At 65.5% G+C, this 18,652-nt stretch carries 17 protein-coding genes; 10 read left to right on the top strand and 7 right to left on the bottom strand.

Features of this window, described 5'->3' with window-relative positions:
* Window position 1: 1 nt before the first annotated feature.
* The 4 genes from HAP40_RS08200 to HAP40_RS08185 all read left to right on the top strand — a co-directional run bounded on the left by HAP40_RS08200 (window position 2) and on the right by HAP40_RS08185 (window position 3,900).
* On the top strand, window positions 2–1,735 hold the full coding sequence (locus HAP40_RS08200; protein ID WP_166818283.1) for an adenylate/guanylate cyclase domain-containing protein: 1,734 nt from the start codon (window positions 2–4) through the stop codon (window positions 1,733–1,735).
* A 237-nt stretch (window positions 1,736–1,972) separates the two neighbouring features.
* On the top strand, window positions 1,973–3,172 hold the full coding sequence (locus HAP40_RS08195; RefSeq protein WP_166818284.1) for a molybdopterin-dependent oxidoreductase: 1,200 nt from the start codon (window positions 1,973–1,975) through the stop codon (window positions 3,170–3,172).
* 12 nt (window positions 3,173–3,184) lie between these two features.
* Window positions 3,185–3,493, top strand: a complete 309-nt coding sequence (locus HAP40_RS08190; RefSeq protein ID WP_166818285.1) for a cytochrome c — start codon at window positions 3,185–3,187, stop codon at window positions 3,491–3,493.
* Window positions 3,494–3,699: 206 nt separating this feature from the next.
* Entirely contained in the window at window positions 3,700–3,900 is a 201-nt protein-coding gene (locus HAP40_RS08185) for a cold-shock protein (RefSeq protein ID WP_008134691.1), read from the top strand.
* Window positions 3,901–4,071: 171 nt separating this feature from the next.
* Here the strand turns inward: HAP40_RS08185 and HAP40_RS08180 are convergent, their stop codons facing one another.
* Window positions 4,072–4,533 carry an Lrp/AsnC ligand binding domain-containing protein gene (locus HAP40_RS08180; protein WP_018643717.1) on the bottom strand — a complete coding sequence of 154 codons (462 nt, stop codon included), beginning with the start codon at window positions 4,531–4,533 and terminating at the stop codon, window positions 4,072–4,074.
* A gap of 114 nt (window positions 4,534–4,647) precedes the next feature.
* On the opposite strand from HAP40_RS08180, the gene putA reads away from it, so the two are divergent.
* From putA to HAP40_RS08165, 3 genes are all read left to right on the top strand, one after another.
* Window positions 4,648–7,647 carry a bifunctional proline dehydrogenase/L-glutamate gamma-semialdehyde dehydrogenase PutA gene (gene putA / locus HAP40_RS08175; protein WP_166818286.1) on the top strand — a complete coding sequence of 1,000 codons (3,000 nt, stop codon included), beginning with the start codon at window positions 4,648–4,650 and terminating at the stop codon, window positions 7,645–7,647.
* A 117-nt stretch (window positions 7,648–7,764) separates the two neighbouring features.
* Window positions 7,765–8,970 (top strand): CaiB/BaiF CoA transferase family protein, encoded by a 1,206-nt coding sequence (locus HAP40_RS08170; RefSeq protein WP_166818287.1) that lies wholly within the window; start codon window positions 7,765–7,767, stop codon window positions 8,968–8,970.
* Between the two features lie 285 nt (window positions 8,971–9,255).
* Window positions 9,256–9,903, top strand: a complete 648-nt coding sequence (locus tag HAP40_RS08165; protein WP_166818288.1) for a glutathione S-transferase family protein — start codon at window positions 9,256–9,258, stop codon at window positions 9,901–9,903.
* Between the two features lie 49 nt (window positions 9,904–9,952).
* Here the strand turns inward: HAP40_RS08165 and HAP40_RS08160 are convergent, their stop codons facing one another.
* The 6 genes from HAP40_RS08160 to HAP40_RS08135 all read right to left on the bottom strand — a co-directional run bounded on the left by HAP40_RS08160 (window position 9,953) and on the right by HAP40_RS08135 (window position 15,244).
* Window positions 9,953–10,117 (bottom strand): hypothetical protein, encoded by a 165-nt coding sequence (locus HAP40_RS08160; RefSeq protein WP_166818289.1) that lies wholly within the window; start codon window positions 10,115–10,117, stop codon window positions 9,953–9,955.
* A gap of 63 nt (window positions 10,118–10,180) precedes the next feature.
* Entirely contained in the window at window positions 10,181–11,731 is a 1,551-nt protein-coding gene (locus HAP40_RS08155) for a hypothetical protein (protein ID WP_166818290.1), read from the bottom strand.
* Between the two features lie 90 nt (window positions 11,732–11,821).
* Complete coding sequence (locus tag HAP40_RS08150; protein WP_166819581.1) at window positions 11,822–12,838, bottom strand: hypothetical protein; 1,017 nt, start codon at window positions 12,836–12,838, stop codon at window positions 11,822–11,824.
* A 271-nt stretch (window positions 12,839–13,109) separates the two neighbouring features.
* A complete protein-coding gene (locus tag HAP40_RS08145; protein ID WP_166818291.1) occupies window positions 13,110–13,607 on the bottom strand; it encodes a TPM domain-containing protein in 498 nt (165 codons plus the stop codon).
* 2 nt (window positions 13,608–13,609) lie between these two features.
* Entirely contained in the window at window positions 13,610–14,503 is an 894-nt protein-coding gene (locus HAP40_RS08140) for a TPM domain-containing protein (protein WP_166818292.1), read from the bottom strand.
* 132 nt (window positions 14,504–14,635) lie between these two features.
* Window positions 14,636–15,244 (bottom strand): LemA family protein, encoded by a 609-nt coding sequence (locus tag HAP40_RS08135; protein ID WP_166818293.1) that lies wholly within the window; start codon window positions 15,242–15,244, stop codon window positions 14,636–14,638.
* Between the two features lie 143 nt (window positions 15,245–15,387).
* On the opposite strand from HAP40_RS08135, the gene HAP40_RS08130 reads away from it, so the two are divergent.
* Genes HAP40_RS08130 through HAP40_RS08120 form a run of 3 tightly spaced genes read left to right on the top strand, consistent with a single transcriptional unit; the run spans window position 15,388 to window position 18,607 of the window.
* The gene (locus tag HAP40_RS08130; protein ID WP_166818294.1) at window positions 15,388–16,242 is read left to right on the top strand and encodes an enoyl-CoA hydratase; all 855 of its coding nucleotides are present in this window, start codon (window positions 15,388–15,390) and stop codon (window positions 16,240–16,242) included.
* Window positions 16,243–16,247: 5 nt separating this feature from the next.
* Complete coding sequence (locus HAP40_RS08125; RefSeq protein ID WP_166818295.1) at window positions 16,248–17,396, top strand: acyl-CoA dehydrogenase family protein; 1,149 nt, start codon at window positions 16,248–16,250, stop codon at window positions 17,394–17,396.
* Window positions 17,397–17,410: 14 nt separating this feature from the next.
* Entirely contained in the window at window positions 17,411–18,607 is a 1,197-nt protein-coding gene (locus HAP40_RS08120; protein WP_166818296.1) for an acyl-CoA dehydrogenase family protein, read from the top strand.
* Window positions 18,608–18,652 lie beyond the last annotated feature (45 nt).

Here is an 18,652-nt window from a genome sequence, read left to right as displayed (position 1 = left end):
CATGGCCACCGCTCCTGCACACATGCCCGAACTCGTCCGCGCAACCGGCGCCAGGCAGGTGCGGCTGGTCTGCGGAATCATCCTGTTCGCCTACGTGGTCAGCCATTTCCTCAACCATGCGCTCGGCAACATTTCGGTCGATGCCATGGAAGCCGGGGTCTATTACCACGTCCTGTTCTGGCAGTTCCTGCCCGTGACGATCGTGTTCTACGCGGCCGCGCTGATCCACGCCGGACTCGGTGTGTTCGCGCTGTACCAGCGCCGCGAGTTTCGCTGGAAGACCCTCGAGCCACTCCAGCTCGTACTGGGCCTGAGCATCCCCGTGCTCGTCATGGCGCATGTGATCGGGATACGACTCGGCCTGACGCTCTACGGGCACGAGAAGCTTTACCCGCAGGAGCTCTATCTGTTCTTCGTCCTGGCGCCCGCCCGGCTCTGGCAGATGACGATCTTGCTCGTGGTCGCCTGGGTGCACGGCTGCGTCGGCATATACTTCTGGCTGCGCATGAAGACCTTCTTCACGCGCGCCGCGCCCTATCTGCTCGCAGCCGCCGTACTGATCCCGACGCTCGCGATGCTCGGCATCTACCAGGGCGGGCGCAGCGTTGCCGCCGACAGCGACGACGCGGACTGGCGCAAGACGAATTATACGAGGCAACAGGTCGGCACGGTCGCGGAAAACAATGTGCTCGACCGCATCAGCGGCGGCCTCGTCATGGGCTATTTCGGCCTGCTCGGCGTGGTGCTACTGGCGAGAGGCGCGCGGGCCTTGCGCGAGCGGCGCGGCGGCATGATCGCGTTGTCCTATGGCAACGGCAAGACGGTGCGGGTTCCGAAGGGCCTCTCCGTGCTGGAAGCAAGCCTGCGCCACAACGTGCCGCATGCCAGCGTCTGCGGCGGCCGCGCCCGCTGCTCGACCTGCCGCATCCGCATCATCGGCGATCATGACACCCTGCCCATACCGTCGCAGCGCGAGGCTTTCGTGCTCACCCGCGTCGGCACCGCCGATCCCTCGATCAGGCTGGCCTGCCAGCTACGGCCGACGTCCGACCTCTCCTTCTTCCAGCTCTTCACACCGCACGCGCATTCGACGGGCGGCGAAGACTCGACATCAGCCAGCATCGGCCAGGAGCGCTATCTCATCAGCCTGTTCGTCGACATGCGCGGCTCGACCCAGCTTGCGGAAAAGCGGCTGCCGTTCGACACCGTCTTCATCGTCAACCGCTTCCTCGGCGCGGTGTCGCAGGCGGTGATCGAGAACGGCGGCCAGCCCAACCAGTTCGTCGGCGACGGCATGCTGGCTCTGTTCGGGCTCACGGCCGATCCGCAAACCGCCTGCCGGCAGGCATTGAAGGCGGCCGCCGGCATCGCGACGCATATCGACGAGCTCAACGAACTCCTCAGCCACGATCTGCGTCAGCCGATCCGGTTCGGCATCGGCATCCACGGCGGCGAGGTCATCATCGGCGACATCGGTTATCGCGATCACATCGTCTTTACCGCGCTCGGCGACGCCGTCAATGTCGCCGCCCGTCTCCAGGACATGAGCAAGACGCTCGCCTGCGAGGCCGTCGTCTCGGAAGAAGTCCGCCGCACCGCTGGCCTCGCCGACGACGCCCTGCCGGAGCAGGAGGTCGCGATCCGCGGCCGCGACGAGCCGCTCGCCGTGCGCGTGGTTGCGGATGCGAGGGAGTTGGCGGCCCTGGTTGATCGAAGCGAGCGCGTCGCGGCGTAGGGCGCAAGCCAAGCATGAGGTGCCCTCCCTCTCCCGCAAGCGGGAGAGGGAGGGCACGCGGCGAGATCGAGTCAAAAGCAACCAGCTCGGCACCGCGTAACACCGGCCTGCTGCAACGCAACGACATGGGCTTGCTGCGAAAGCACGAATTGACTTCATGCAAATCGTTGCGACAGATGGGCGCAGGATCGCGGTGATGACCGCTGGTCCAACGAAAAGCTCCGGGAGGAGACCAAAATGTTCGACCGACGCGACCTGCTCAAAGGAGCGGGCCTTGCCGCTATGGCGGCCGCATTGAATTCCACCAAGGCGCTGGCGCTCGACACCGTCACCCTGCCCTTCGCCAATGGCGAGCGGCCGCTGGTGAAATATCCGCAGAAGCGGCCGATGATCGGCCTGACCAGCCGTCCGCCGCAGCTCGAGACGCCGTTTGCGATCTTCAACGACGGCCCGATCACGCCCAATAACGCGTTCTTCGTGCGCTATCACCTCTCGGACCTGCCTTACAATCTCGACCCCGACAAGTTCACGCTCGAGGTCAAGGGCAAGGTCGACAAGCCGCTGAAGCTGTCGCTGAAGGACATCAGGAAGATGAAGGCGACCGAGATCGTCGCCGTCAATCAATGTTCCGGCAACAGCCGCGGCTTCGTCGAGCCGCGCGTCGCCGGCGGCCAGCTCGCCAACGGCGCCATGGGCAATGCGCGCTGGCGCGGCGTACCGCTGAAGGCGGTGCTGGAGATGGCCGGTGTGCAGGCCGGCGCCAAGCAGGTCACCTTTGGCGGCATGGACGGTCCGGTCAGCGACAAGACGCCCGACTTCGTCAAGGCGCTCGATCTCGATCACGCCAGAGACGGCGAGGTGATGCTGGCCTATGGCATGAACGGCGAGGATCTGCCGTTCCTCAACGGCTTCCCGCTGCGCCTGATCGTGCCCGGCTATTACGGCACCTACTGGGTCAAGCACCTCAACGAGATCACCGTCATCGACAACGTCTATGACGGCTTCTGGATGAAGTCGGCCTATCGCATTCCCGATACGCCCAACAACGCGATCGAGCCCGGAACCGCGCCGAAGGCGACCATCCCGATCAACCGCTTCACCATCCGCTCCTTCATCACCAGCGTCCCCGACGGCGCCAAGCTGAAGGCGGGCCGCACGATGCTGCGTGGCATCGCCTTCGACGGCGGCAAGGGCATCAAAGAGGTCCAGGTCTCCACCGACGGCGGCAAGACCTGGGTCAGCGCCAAGCTCGGCAAGGATCTCGGCAAATACTCCTTCCGCGAATGGAAGCTGCCGGTGAAGCTCGCGGCCGGCAACCACGAGCTCAAGGTCCGCGCCACCGGCAATGGCGGCGAGACCCAGCCCGACACACCGCGCTGGAACCCGGCGGGCTATCTGCGCAACGTCGTCGAAGCCGTCCGCGTCACCGTGGCCTGAAGGAGAATGATCATGCAGCGCACCGTTCTCCTCGCCATGACCCTCGCCCTTGCCGCGGCGGTGGGTTCGGCACCTGCCGCGCCGGTCAACTACAAGACCCCCGATGAGGTCGCCGCCTTCAAGCCCGGGCCCAATCTCGAGGTCGTGCAGGGCAATTGCACCGCCTGCCATTCGTCGGACTACGTGGCCACGCAGCCGCCGATGAAGGACAAGAAAGCCTTCTGGCAGGCCGAGGTGACCAAGATGATCAAGGTCTATGGCGCACCGATCGACGATGCTGATGTCGGCAAGATCGTCGATTATCTGGCCGCGACTTATTGACGGATGCGCGCGGCGTGCCGTTCAATTGACCGCGAAACGGGCAAAAACGGCAAAATCGCTGCCAAGTTGAGCGGATTCGGCGAAATGCCGATATGGTTTGAGCTACCAAGCCCGCCACATTCCGCGTATCCTGTTAGGACCGAACCGGCCGGTTGGCGGGGACTGGCGGTTCGAGATCTCGGAGGAAGACCCGCGGAGAAGTCGTGATGGCTAAAGGTACGGTCAAGTGGTTCAACCCGACGAAGGGTTATGGATTTATCCAGCCTGCGTCGGGCGGCAAGGATGTGTTCGTGCATATCTCGGCAGTTCAGAAAGCCGGTCTGTCGTCGCTGAACGAAGGACAGACGGTTGAGTACGAAGAGATCGCAAACCGGGGCAAGACCTCCGCAGAGAACCTCAAAGTATAAGCCCGCAAGCTTTTGCTGCCTCCCGGATTGATCCGGGAGCCGGGCCAAAAAAATTTCAGAAGACGGCCAGTGCATTCGACGACGGGCGTTGCGATTGCACACGGATAGCTATTTTTCCTGCGTAGACCAATTGTTCAACGCCACAGCAATGACAATCGCGACGGCACGTCGTCAACCCACCGGCAACGGTGCGTCGCGCTTGATCTCCTCCATGACCGCATAGGTTCGCGTCTCGCGCACGCCCGGCATCGACAGCAGGGTCTCGCCGAGGAAGCGTCGATAGGCGGTCATGTCTGCCAGCCGCGCCTTCACAAGATAATCGAAGCCGCCGGCAACCATGTGACACTCCAGCACCTCGGGCGCGAGTTTCACGGCGCGGGCAAAACGCTCGAAATTATCGGGCGTGGTCTTGTCCAGCAGCACCTCGACGAACACCAGAAGACCGAGACCGAGCCGGTGCGGGTTGAGCCGCGCACCATAGCCTTCGACAAAACCTTCGCGCTGCAAGCGCTTCAGCCGCTCGCCGATCGACGTCGGCGACAGCCCGATGCGCTCGGCGAGCTCGACATTGGCGATGCGGCCATCCTCCTGCAAGATCGAGAGGATTTTCCGGTCGATTCGGTCTAGTTCCATATTTTATACGGCCAATACGAGAATGATCTTCATTTACTAAGGCGAATTGGCTAATTTGTCTATCGAACTGCGGTACCGCGCGCTTTATCCTGAATTTCAGCCACAGGACACGCCATGCCGAACACCCCGCCCCCCTTCACCGCCCCCTACGCACCCGGCGATGCCGAGATCGCCGCACGGCTCTTGCCGGCCTCGCATCTCGGCCCGCCACAGGAGGCGCGGATCGACCGCACCGCGACCCGGCTGATCGAGGCGATCCGCAAGCGCGACGATCGGCTCGGCGGGGTCGAGGACATGCTGCGGGAGTTCGCGCTCTCGACCAAGGAGGGCCTCGCCTTGATGGTGCTGGCGGAAGCGCTGCTGCGCGTGCCCGACGCGCGCACCGCCGACCAGTTCATCGAGGACAAGCTCGGCGAAGGCGATTTCATCCACCACGAGACCAAGTCCACGGCCTTCCTGGTCAACGCCTCGGCCTGGGCACTCGGCCTGTCGGCGCGGGTGATCCAGCCCGGCGAGACGCCCGACGGCACCATTGGCCGGCTGGTGAAGCGGCTCGGCGCTCCCGCCGTGCGCACCGCCACCCGCCAGGCGATGCGGCTGATGGGTAATCATTTCGTGCTGGGCGAGACCATCGAGCAGGCCCTGGAGCGGGGCCGGCCGCGCTCCGGCCAGAAGCCGCGCTATTCCTTCGACATGCTCGGCGAAGGCGCCCGCACGGCCGCCGATGCCAAGCGCTATTTCGACGCCTATGCCAGCGCCATCGAGACCATCGGCAAGGCGGCCGGGCCCCATCCCCTGCCCGACCGGCCCGGCATCTCGGTCAAGCTCTCGGCGCTGCATCCGCGCTTCGAGGCGATCAGCCGCGACCGCGTGATGGCCGAGCTGGTGCCGCTGCTGCTCGATCTGGCGCAGCGCGCCAAGGCTCACGACCTCAACTTCACCGTCGATGCCGAGGAGGCCGACCGGCTGGAACTGTCGCTCGACGTGATCGCGGCGACGCTCGCCGATGCGTCACTCGCCGGTTGGGACGGATTCGGGCTGGCCATCCAGGCCTATCAGAAACGCGCAAGCGCGGTGATCGACTATGTCGACGCGCTCGCCCGCGCGCATGACCGCAAGCTGATGGTGCGGCTGGTCAAGGGCGCCTATTGGGACACCGAGATCAAGCGCGCGCAGGAGCGCGGGCTGGACGGCTATCCCGTGTTCACGCGCAAGGCGATGACGGATCTCAACTATGTCGCCTGCGCGACGCAGCTGCTGGCCTTGCGGCCCCGCATCTTCCCACAATTTGCCACCCACAATGCGTTGACGGTCGCGACCGTGCTGGAGCTTGCCGGAAGCGGCGGCGGTTTCGAGTTCCAGCGCCTGCACGGCATGGGCGAAGCGCTCTACGAGCAACTAGCCAAAGATCATCCTGACATCGCCTATCGCACCTATGCGCCGGTCGGCAGCCATCGCGATCTGCTCGCCTATTTGGTGCGGCGGCTGCTGGAGAACGGGGCCAATTCCTCCTTCGTGGCGCAGGCCGCCGATTATCGCGTGCCGGTGCCGGCGCTGTTGCAGCGTCCCGCCGATGCGATCGCGAAGCCGCAACAGGCGCCGCATTCCAGGATTCCGCTACCCGGCGATCTCTTTGCGCCGGAGCGGCGCAATTCACGCGGCGTCGAGTTCGGTGAGCGCGCCGCACTCGGCCAGTTGCTGGCTGACGTGAAAGCCGAAACGGCTGACCTCAAGCCGATCACCGACGCGACGCCGGATCAGGCCAACGCAGCGATGACCGCGGCGCGCGCCGGCTTCGTCGCCTGGAGCCGGACGCCGGCGGCCGCGCGCGCGGCGGCGCTAGAGCAGGCCGCGCATCTCCTGGAGAGCCGCGGCGCCCATTTCATCGCGCTGCTGCAGCGCGAGGGCGGCAAGACGCTCGACGATGCGCTGTCGGAATTGCGCGAGGCGGCTGATTTTTGCCGCTACTATGCTGCGCAGGGCCGCAAGCTGTTCGGCGTTGATGCCGCCATGCCGGGCCCGACCGGCGAGAGCAATGCGCTTGGCCTGCGCGGCCGCGGCGTGTTCGTCGCGATCTCGCCGTGGAATTTTCCGCTGGCGATCTTCCTCGGGCAGGTCACGGCAGCGCTCATGGCCGGCAACAGCGTGGTCGCAAAGCCCGCCGAGCAGACGCCGCGCATCGCGCGCGAGGCCGTGGCCCTGCTGCACGAGGCCGGAATTCCCAGGAGCGCGCTGCATCTTGTCACCGGCGACGGCCGTATCGGCGCCGTGCTGACCGCGCACGCTGACATCGCCGGCGTCGTCTTCACCGGCTCGACCGAGGTCGCGCGCCAGATCAACCGGACGCTCGCCGCCAAGGACGGGCCGATCGTGCCGCTGATCGCGGAGACCGGCGGCATCAATGCCATGATCGCGGACGCCACCGCGCTGCCCGAGCAGGTCGCCGACGATGTCGTGACCTCCGCGTTCCGTTCCGCCGGCCAGCGCTGCTCGGCGCTGCGGCTCCTGTTCGTGCAGGAGGACGTTGCCGACCGCATGATCGAGATGATCGCGGGCGCCGCGCGCGAGCTCAGGATTGGCGATCCCGCAGATGTCCCCACTCATGTCGGCCCGGTGATCGATGCCGACGCCAAGCAGCGGCTCGACGCGCATGTCGCGCGAATGAAGAGCGAGGCGCGGCTGCACTTTGCAGGCCACGCGCCGGAGGGATGCTTCGTCGCGCCACATATCTTCGAGCTCAAGGAGGCCGGGCAGCTCACCGAGGAGGTCTTCGGCCCCATCCTCCACGTCGTGCGCTATCGCGCCGAAAACCTCGAACGCGTGCTGACCGCGATCGAGCGCACCGGCTACGGACTCACGCTTGGCGTTCATTCCCGCATCGACGACACGATCGAAGCCATCATCGACCGCGTCCAGGTCGGTAACATCTACGTCAATCGCAACATGATCGGCGCCGTCGTCGGTATGCAGCCCTTCGGCGGCAACGGCCTGTCCGGAACCGGCCCCAAGGCCGGCGGGCCGCACTACCTCGCGCGGTTCGCGACCGAGCAGACGGTGACCATCAACACCGCGGCAGCGGGCGGCAACGCGGCATTGCTTGCGGGGGAGGAGTGAGGCCCTGCGCCCGGCGCCGTTGCATCCCGGCAAAACATCGGTCTAATTGCTCCCATGATGAGCCCCGCGCCAATTCCAGCGCGCGGGAAACGACAAGAGCGAGGGAGCAACGCCGCGATGGAAAAAGGCATCTTTTCAGGCCTGAAGGTTCTGGACTGCGCGAGCTTCATCGCAGCGCCCGCGGCCGCGACCGTGCTGTCGGATTTCGGTGCCGACGTCATCAAGATCGAGCCACCCGGCGCAGGCGATCCCTATCGCAATCTGCCGAACCTGCCGGGCTATCCCTCAGGCGAGCACAATTTCGCCTGGCTGCTGGAGGCCCGCAACAAGAAGAGCATCGCGCTCGACCTGTCCAGGCCGGAGGCGCAGGCCGTGCTCTACAAACTGGTGGCGGAGGCCGACGTCTTCATCACCAACATGCCGCCGCCGGTGCGCGCCAAGCTCGGCATCACCTATGACCACCTCGCCCATCTCAACGATCGGCTGATCTACGCCTCCTTCACCGGCTATGGCGAGAAGGGCGAGGAAGCCAACAAGCCCGGCTTCGACAGCAATGCCTATTGGGCGCGTTCCGGCCTGATGGACCTCGTGCGCGCCGACACCGACACCACGCCGGCCCGCTCCGTCGCCGGCATGGGCGACCATCCCTGCGCCATGGCGTTCTACGGCGCCATCGTCACCGCGCTCTATCAGCGCGAGAAGACCGGCAAGGGCTCCCATGTCGCCTCCAACCTGATGGCCAACGGCGTGTGGGCTGCGAGCGTGCTGGCGCAGGCCAAGCTCTGCGGCGCCAAGTTCGGCGAGCGCCGGCCGCGCGAGCGCGCGCTCAACGCGGTCGCCAACCACTACCAGTGCAAGGACGGCCGCTGGCTGATCCTGTCGCTGCTGAACGAGGAGAAGCAGTTTCCGACGCTGGCCAAGTGCCTGGGCCGCGAAGACCTCATCAACGATCCGCGCTTTGCCACCAAGCCCGACCGTCACGCCCGCTCGGTCGAGCTGATCAAGATCCTGGACGAGACGTTCGCAACCAGGGATCTCGCCGAATGGCGCAAGATCCTCGACGGCAACGGCCTCGTGTTCGGCGTCGTCGGCATTCTCGACGACATCCCCAACGACAAGCAGATGCTCGACAACGAGGTGCTGGTGCCGTTCGAGAACGACACCATGCTGACCATCAGCAGCCCGATCTGGATCGACGGCGCCAAGAAGGTCCAGCCCCGCAAGCCACCCGCGGTGGGTGAGCACAGTGACGAGATTTTGCGCGGCGCCGGATACGACGAGGCGGCGATCAAGCAGCTGCGGTCGAAGGGGGCTGTGGGCTGAGGAAGCGCCACATACTCCGCCGTCGTCCCGGGGCGCGCATCGCGCGAGCCCGGGACCCATAACCACAGGGAGTGGTTTAGCGAAGACTCGGAGTGACCATCTCGCACAATAACCACGGCCTGTGGTTATGGGTCCCGGATCTGCGCTTCGCTTGTCCGGGACGACGAGGAGGAGAGAGCTCGCTACTACGGATGCATTTCTGGATTGCTTCGCTGCGCTCGCAATGACGATGCGGGACGATATAACTTCCCTGATGACATCCTGCATCCGTCCCGCGAGGTCCCCATGCCCAGCTACCGCCTGCACTACTTCCCGGAATCCGGCAACAGCTACAAGCTGGCGCTGATGCTCACGCTTTGCGGCGAGACGTTCGAGCCGGTCTGGACCGATTTCGGCGGCGGGGTCACGCGCACGACGGAGTGGCGCAAGGCGGTCAACGAGATGGGCGAGATTCCCGTGCTCGAAATCGACGGCGTGAAGATGACGCAGACCGCGCCACTCCTGCTCAAGCTTGCCGAGCAGCACGGCCGCTTCGGCGCTGAGACGGAGGAAGAGAAGTTCGAGCTGCTGCGCTGGCTGTTCTGGGACAACCACAAGCTCACCGGCTACATGGCAACCTATCGCTTCATGCGAGCCTTCACGCAAAACAACGATCCGCAGGTGATGAAGCATTTCCGCCGGCGACTCGAGGATTTCCTCGGTATCCTCGACGGCCATCTCCAGCACAATGCCTTCGCGATCGGTGCGAAGCCGACGGTCGCCGACATCTCGATGATGGCCTATCTGCACTATCCAAGTGACGAGCACGGCTTCGATTTCGCTGCGAGCCATCCGGCGATCCACGCCTGGCTCGGCCGCATGGCCGCACTGCCCGGCTGGAAGCCGGCCTATGAGCTGCTGCCGGGCCAGCGGATGACGAATTACGCGAAGTGACGGCTCAAACCCTTGGCGGCGTCATGTTCGGGCATGACGAAAATCGTAGCTACCGCAGCGCCAGCCAGCCGAGCGTGAACAGGATTCCGCCGACGATGACGACCACCGCGACCGCCCAGGTGCTGACGCGGATGCTGCCGGTGACCTGCTTGACTTCCTCATTGCGCGCGATCTCGCGATTGCGCTCCTTGTTGGCCTCGCCGGTATCCGTCATGGGTCATCCAAATCGCTTGTTGGCTTTGTCTTGCGCGTGATCTTTTCGAGTCCGGATCACGCGCTAACGCGTCTTGATGAAGCACATGCCGATGCGGCTCGACGCCGCGGCAGCCTGACAGGTGAGACCTTTAGCACAGGTCCATGACGTAAAACTCTTGTCCGCCGTTCCCGATCCCGCATTTTGCAGGGAACAATGTGCACCCCAGCCGTCCTGATATTCGGTGCCGGCCAGCTCAACACTGCCGCGGGCTTGCGGCCGGTTGGCAAATCCGCGTGAGAAATCAGGGCGTTTGCCCGCGGCGAACGCGGTCAGGATGTCGCGGCGGCGGAGCTGGTCGCCGAAGAAATGCGGCGAGGCCGGCACGATGGAGGAGCTCGACGGCGTGTCCGCAAGCCAGTCGACACCCGGGAAATGGAAGCCGCCGATGCCGCGGGTCTGGTGACAGCCGGCGCAGGTGATGTCGTTGAGGCGGCGCTGGAAGCCGGCGACCGAGCGGATGTTCTGCATGTCGACGCCGCGCGCCGCCGCCTGCTTCAGCGCGCCGACCACGTCGTCGTCAGAGAACACGGGATCGCCCTTGCCTTCTCCGCTTCCTTCGCCCTGCATCATGCCGAACTCGGGCTGCAGCGCCGAGGCATCGAGGCCGGCGGGCGTCGGCACCACCGTGGCCTTGGCCAGGAATTTTTCTGGAATGAGCACCGTACCGCGATCGAACTCGCGAAGATGATCGGGCGCGAGCAGCCAATCGCGGAAGTCGCGCCGCAGCGCGTCGTCGGCAAGAATCCGGTCGCGATCGATCTGATTCTCCAGCGCCGCTTCCTCGAACCGCTTTGTCACAGCGTCGTATTTGAACACCTTGAGCAGATAGTCGGAGTGGAAATCATGCAGCGCCGATTTCGGCGCGACCGAGACCTGGATGTTGGTCTCGATGCGGTCGAGCATGGCGTCTCCGGGCGAGAAGCGACTGCCGATCAGGCCTTGCCAGTCGCCATTGTCGAGCCAGCGCCGCGCGACCTCGGCGCAGGTGACCGGCTTGCCGTTCGCATCAGCCTGGCGCGGATCCCTCGCCTTCATCACGAGGTTGAGCGTCATCGGCAGGCGCGTTGCCGTCTTGCCGCCATCCGGCCTGCCGTCGAAACGCGCAAGACGATAGACCAGCCGGATCTCGCCGCAGGACTCTTCGGCGACATAGGCGCGGTCCATGCGATTGACGATGCCGGCCAGCACGAAGCGCGTGTCAGGGGATTTCAGATTGGCCCGATCGAACAGCTGCACATCGAAGCCCTCGCCGGCACCGATGGTCTCGCCCGGATATGTCGCCCTGTACCGCGCGATGTAGCGGTCGAACTCCGCATCGATCGCGGGGGGAATTGGCGCGAGTTGCGGCAGCGACGAGAACATCAGATCGGTCGTGAGCGGACCATCAGCATTCCGCCCCGGTCGTAGCAGACGCGAGATACTGAGCGCGTCGCTCTGGTCGAGCCGGCGCAACAGATCGGGATCGGTGATCGCCGTGCCGCGCGATAGCTGCGCGACATCCGCCGCCCAAAGCGAGGCGACACCGCCCAGCAATGCGGCCGCAGCAATGAGAATTCGCAACGCGCGGCTCATGCCTGAGGTAACACCGCGATGGGACGCCTATTCAAGCAAAAAGGCGCTTCACGCGGTGGTGAGCGCCTTTTCGAAGTCGGATTGCGCTGCTCAGCGCCCGACGATGAGGCCCTTGCTGGTGACGACCACCCAGCGGCCATCCTGGCGGCGGATCGCATCGACGCGGCCGACGCCGGGGATGGGATCGCCTGGATAGACCTCGTAAAGGCCGTCGCGGCCCTCGATCAGCGCAGCGCCGTTGGACGCGTTGCGCAGCCTCCAGCCGTCGACCGTCGGCAGCCGGCCGATTTCGGTCTTGGGCGCGGCCGGCACAGGGGCCGGCGCAGCTGCGGCGGTCGCGACCTGGGCCGGCGCGATCGAGCCGGTGGTCTCCTTCGCCGGCGTGACAGCGGCGGCCTGGGCGGGCGCGGCAGGCGGCGTGGCGCGGAGCTTGTCGACGGTCTCCGACAGCTTGGCGATCTTGGCCAGCGGCTCAGCCTGCGCCTTCTCGAGCTTGTCGAGGCGGTCGTTGGTCCGGTTGATCTGGCTGACACCGGTCTTCGAGCTGTGCTCGACATTGGCCTTCAATGCGACGAGATCGGCATCGATCCGCGCGACCGAACCATCCAGCGCGCTGGTGTCGGCGACCTGCACCGGCGCCTGGGCCGGGGCGGCGAAGCGCATCATGCCGGCAGTCGCGAGCGCGCCGCTGATCGCGCCGACGCAGGCGGCAATCGCCACCACCGCGGCCATCGCCGACAGGCGGCGCTTGCCGCCGGTCTCGCGCGGCTCCTCGGCCTTCACATGGGGGGCGAAGTCCTCGCGGTCCCAGGAGCCGTCCCACGAGCGCTCCGAGGGCGCCATCACGATCAGCTTGCCGGGTTTGAGCTCGGCTTTGGGTTCAGTCCTGGAATCAGCCTTGGAATCAGCCTTGAGCTCGAACTTCGGCACCTCGTTCCTTGCTGCCTCGATCTTTGGCGGCTCGATCTTGACCGGATCAGGCTTGGGCGGCGCCTCATGATCGGGGGCGATCGAGGGGGCCTCGATCCCGGCGGCAGCCTCGACGGCCTGCGGCGCGGTCGCTGCGGCTTCGACGGCGCCGTTATCCAAGGTGGCCTGCTCGGGCATTGGTTCGCTCACGGCTCAAATACTCCAGTCTAGGTTGACCTTTTGGTAACTTTCATTGCTTGCGAATTCCTTACCTCGGAACCCGCTTACCGAAATTTTAGGAACTCGTCCGAGGCCGAATTTGGCCGAGAAAATGGAACCGGCGGGGCGGCGCGCAACAAATTGTCAGCGGGAGCGGCATTGGGGCGCATTGCGCTCCGGACCTCGCTGCTTGCAACGCCGTCATTGCGAAAGTGGGCGGCGCTGGCTCCGCCCGCATTATTCGCGTCCGTCACATCACCACGGGCGCATCCGGCAGCTCGTTCGAATGCGGGCCGTCGGATGGGAAATGCCGCGCCAGCTCGCGCGACACCGCTTCGATGCCGGCGATCACGCCGCGTTCGAACTGGCCTGACCCGAACTCGGCCTCCATGGCGCGGCAGATGTTCTCCCATCCCTGCGCACCGACTTGCGTATGAATGCCGCGGTCGGCCACGATCTCGACGTCGCGGTCGGCGAGCAGCAGATAGATCAGCACACCGTTGTTATGCGCGGTGTCCCAGATGCGCAGATGCGAGAACACGTCGAGCGCGCGCTCGCGCGCCGGCTGGTTGCGGAACAGCGGCCCGCCATCGAGCGCGCCTTCGACCACGAAGCGGACCTGGCCGGAATGAGTGACTTCGCCCCGCTTGATCGCCTGCTCGATGCGATCGAGCACGGCTTGCGGGAAAATCTGCTTCGCCCGCCAATGATGCTGGAGCAGATGCCTGCCGATACGCCTGATGCTCATGCCTACCAGCTCCCCGAGGCGCCGCCGCCGCCGAAACTGCCTCCGCCGCCGCTGAAGCTGCCGCTGTCGCTCGATGAGCCGCTGCTCCAGCCGCCTCCCGAGGAGCCGCTCGACCACGAGCCGCCGCGCGACGACCCCGTGCTCGGTCCCATCGCCGAAAACAGATCGGCGATGAAACCGATGATGAAGCCGATGACGCCGAGCACCATGGCGAGCGCGAAAGAGCCGAGAATGAGCCAGCTCAGCGCGGCGATGATGCCACCCGTCGCCACCGACCCAAGCAGCCGGCCCAGGATGGCCCGGAAGAACCCGCCGACCCCGATCGATACGAACAGTGTGACGATGAAGAGCGGAGCGAGATCGTCCAGGCTTCCAAAGCTGACGGTGGGTGACGGAACCGGCAGCGGCTCGCCGTCGATCACGCGGATCATGCGATCGACACCGTCGGAGATGCCGCCGCTGAAATCGCCGGTCCGGAATTTCGGCGTGATGATCTCGTCGATGATTCGCCGGGAGGTGACGTCGGTGAGCGCGCCTTCGAGCCCGTAGCCGACCTCGATGCGCAAGTGCCGGTCGTTCTTGGCGACGACGAGGATCGCGCCGTCATCGACCTTCTTGCGCCCGATCTTCCAGGCCTCCGCGACGCGGATCGAGAACTGCTCGATCGTTTCCGGCTGTGTCGTCGGCACGATCAGGACGGCGATCTGGCTACCCTTGCGGTTCTCGAAGTCGCGCAGCTTTTGCGACAATGCGGCGACCTCGGCGCTCGACAGCGTGCCGGTCTGATCGACCACGCGGCCGGTGAGTTGGGGGACCGCGACGTCGGCCGAGGCGGGAAGCGCGAAGGCGAAGAGAAGTGCGACGGCGACCAGCGCGCGCCACACCCTCGCTGTCATCGCCCGGCTCGACCGGGCGATCCAGTATTCCAGAGACGGCCGCGGGCTACGGAGAAGCCGCGGCGTACTGGATTCCCCGCTTTCGCGGGGAATGACTGCGGAGTATGGGGCGTACATTTGAGGTGAACGCGCTTACTTCGACGGCGCGGGCGCCGGGTTGAAGTCCACCTTCGGCGCGGTCGAGATCTCCTTCTCGTTCTCGACCGAGAAGTTCGGCTTCTCCTTGTAGCCGAACATCATCGCGGTGAGATTGCTCGGGAAGGAGCGGATGGTGACGTTGTAGTCCTGCACCGCCTTGATGTAGCGGTTGCGCGCCACCGTGATGCGGTTCTCGGTACCTTCGAGCTGCGACATCAGATCCTTGAACAGCGCGTCCGATTTGAGCTGCGGATAGTTCTCGGTGACGACCAGCAGGCGCGACAACGCGCTGGAGAGCTCGCCCTGAGCGGCCTGGAACTTCTGGAACGCGGCAGGATCGTTCAGCACCTCGGGTGTCGCCTGGATGCTGCCGACCTTGGCTCGCGCGTTGGTGACGCCGAGCAGGACGTCCTTTTCCTGCTGCGCAAAGCCCTTCACCGAGTTGACGAGGTTGGGCACGAGATCGGCGCGGCGCTGATACTGGTTCACGACCTCGGACCAGTTGCTCTTGATCTGCTCGTCCTCGCTCTGGATGGCGTTGTAGCCGCAATTGGTCAGGCTCAGCGAGGCCAGGGCGGCCAGCACGGTCAGGATCTTGCGCATCAAATTTCTCCCGGTGAAATCCGGCATAAACTATCAGATTGGGCGCATGAGAACAGCAGCAGGCTGACGCAAGCCTCTTGCCTATCGCAGGCCGACATAGTCAACTCCGGCAAAACAAAAGCGGAAACGCCAGGGGGAACGCGATGAGCCCGTTCGAGACCATCCTCGTGGAACGGCCGGACCCGGCCATCGTCCGGGTCGTGATGAACCGGCCCGAGGCGCGCAACGCACAGAACCTGCAAATGACCTACGATCTCAACGCCGCTTTCGATGCAGCGGTGCAGGACGATACGGTCAAGGTCATCATCCTCGCCGGCAACGGTCCGCACTTTTCGTCCGGGCACGACCTGCGTCCCGGGGGCAAGAACGCCGCAGGCACGGATTTCCCGCCGATCGGAAATTGGGGTGGCTTTGCCGAGCCCAATGCCCATGGCCGCTTTGCGCGCGAGCAGGAAATATATCTCCAGATCACGCGGCGCTGGCGCAACCTCGCCAAGCCCACGATTGCCGAGGTGCACGGCAAGTGCATCGCGGGCGGGCTGATGCTGGCCTGGGCCTGCGACCTCATCGTCGCCAGCGATGATGCGCAGTTCTGCGACCCCGTGGTGACGATGGGCGTCTGCGGCGTCGAATGGTTCGTCCATCCCTGGGAGCTCGGCCCGCGCAAGGCCAAGGAGTTCCTGTTCACCGCCGACAGCTGGAGCGCACAGGAGGCGCACCAGCTCGGCATGGTCAACCAAATCGTGCCGCGGGCGGAGCTGTCGTCGCGCGTGCTGGAGCTGGCACGCCGGATCGCGGCAAAACCGGCCTTCGCGCTGAAGCTGACCAAGGAGGCCGTCAACCGCTCGGTCGACGTCATGGGCCAGCCCGCCGCGATCGACCAGGCCTTCGCGCTGCATCAGCTCTGCCACGCGCATAATCTCCAGGAGTTCGGCATGATCGTCGATCCCTCGGGCCTGCATCCCTCCGTGCGCAAGCCGCCGGCGGCCGCGGAGTAGACGCGATGGACCTCAATCTCAGCGACGAGCAACGGCTGCTGCGCGAGAGCGCGGAACGCTTCGTGGCCGAAAGCTACGATGCCGCTCACCGGCGCAAGATGGCGAACGATCCTCTGGGCTTCAGCCCTGCGGTCTGGAAGCAGTTCGCCGAGCTCGGCTGGCTGGCGCTGCCGCTTCCCGAGGAGTTCGGCGGGCTGGGCGGCGGCGCGGTCGATGTCGGTATCCTGATGGAAGCCTTCGGCCGCGGGCTGGTGTCGGAGCCCTATGTCGCGACCGTGGTGCTGGGCGCCGCGCTGATCGCCAGATGCGGCACCACGGAGCAGAAGCAGGCGAGCCTGCCCAAGGTCGCGGACGGATCGCTGAAGCTTGCCTTCGCGCATTCCGAGCGCGCGGCGCGATTCGATCTCGCCAAGGTCGCAACCAGTGCCAACAAGACGGCGCAAGGCTGGCGCCTTTCCGGCACCAAGATCGCCGTGCTCGACGGGCATGCCGCGGACGAGATCATCGTCTCCGCGCTCATGCATGACCATCACGGCCCTTCGGGGCGGATCGGCCTGTTCGTGGTGCCGGCCACAGCGCCGGGCCTTGCCATCTCCGACTACGTGCGCCTGGGCGGCGGGCGCGCCTGCAACATCGAGCTGTCCGACGTGCATCTGCCCGAAGACGCCCTGCTCGGCGACGGCAGCAACGCACTGCCCGCGATCGAATGGGCCGCCGACCACGCCATGGCCGCGCTTGGCGCGGAGGCCGTCGGCATCATGCAGACACTGCTCGATACCACGCTGGAGTACACCAAGATCCGCAAGCAGTTCGGCCGGCCGCTCTCCGCCAACCAGGTGATCCGCCACCGCCTCGCCGACATGGCGATGCAGGTTGACGAGTCCCGTTCGATGGCGCTGCGCGCAGCACTGAAAGCCGACAGCCCGCCGGTCGAGCGCGCGCGGGCCGCGTCGGGGGCGAAGGCGAAGATCGGCAAATGCGCGCGCTTCGTCGGCGAGCAGTCGATCCAGCTTCATGGTGGCATGGGCGTCACCGAAGAGCTCGAGGTCGGCGCTTATTTCAAGCGGCTGGTTGCCTTCGACACGCTGTTCGGCGGCAGCGCGCATCATTATGGCCGCCATGCCGAGCTTGGCCGCCCCACCGTGCCGGCCTGACACTGGAGAGCCTCATGGACCTGTCATTCAATGCCGAGGAGCGAGCCTTTCAGGATGAGGTACGCGGCTTCATTGCGAAGAACCTGACCGAAGAGATGAAGCGCGCGACCGCGCTGACGCCGTCCGTGTTCTCCGATCCTGACATCGGCATGGCCTGGCAGCGCGCGCTGCACAGCCGCGGCTGGGGCGCGCCGGGCTGGCCGGTCGAGCATGGCGGCCCTGACTGGACACCGGCGCAGCGCTGGATTTTCGAGACCGAAAGCGCGCGGGCCGGCGTGCCCAATGTCAACGTGATGGGCGTGAAGATGGTCGGGCCTGTCATCATCGGCTTCGGCTCGCCGGAGCAGAAGAACTTCTACCTGCCGCGGATCCTCTCCGGCGAGGATTACTGGTGCCAGGGCTATTCCGAGCCGGGCTCAGGCTCCGATCTGTCGTCTCTGAAGACGCGCGCGGTGCGCGACGGCGACGGCTACATCATCAACGGCACCAAGATCTGGACCACGCACGCGCACCACGCCAACCGCATGTTCGCGCTGGTGCGCACCAGCGACGGGCCGCGGCAGCAGGACGGCATCAGCTTCATCCTGATCGACATGACGACGCCGGGCATCACCACGCGTCCGATTCTCACCATCGGCGGCGACCATGAGGTCAACCAGGTGTTCTTCGACGACGTTCGCGTCCCCGTCGCCAACCGTGTCGGCGAGGAAGGCAAGGGCTGGACCTACGGCAAATATCTGCTCGAGTTCGAGCGCGGCTCGGGCATCGCCTCGGCCAAGCTGCGCGAGGGACTGAAGGCGATCGCGGATCTCGCCGAGTCCGACCTCACGGGCCGCGCGATCGACAGCCCCGATATCGCAACGCGCATCTCGGAGGTCGAGGTCGACATCGATGCGCTGGAGATGACCGAGCTGCGCGTGCTCTCGGCACTGCAGACGGGACAAAATCCCGGCGCGGTATCGTCGATCCTGAAGCTGCGCAACAGCGAAATCCGCCAGGCGGTGACGCGGCTAGGCGCCGACGTGATCGGCCATGACGCCCTCGCCGTCGAGCCGATGCGGCCGCTCTACAAGCTCAACCACGAGCCGGCGACGCCCGAGGAGATGCTGACGGTGATGCCGGAATATCTCAACGGCCGCGCCTACACGATCTTCGGCGGCACCTCTGAGATCCAGCGCGACATCATTGCGAAGATGATGCTGGGGATTTGAGGCGGCGCTAGCGCCACACACTCCGCCGTCGTCCCGGCGAAGGCC

It is taken from the genome of Bradyrhizobium sp. 1(2017), from assembly GCF_011602485.2.
GTDB lineage: Bacteria > Pseudomonadota > Alphaproteobacteria > Rhizobiales > Xanthobacteraceae > Bradyrhizobium.
This window is presented reverse-complemented; position numbering and strand designations above follow the sequence as displayed.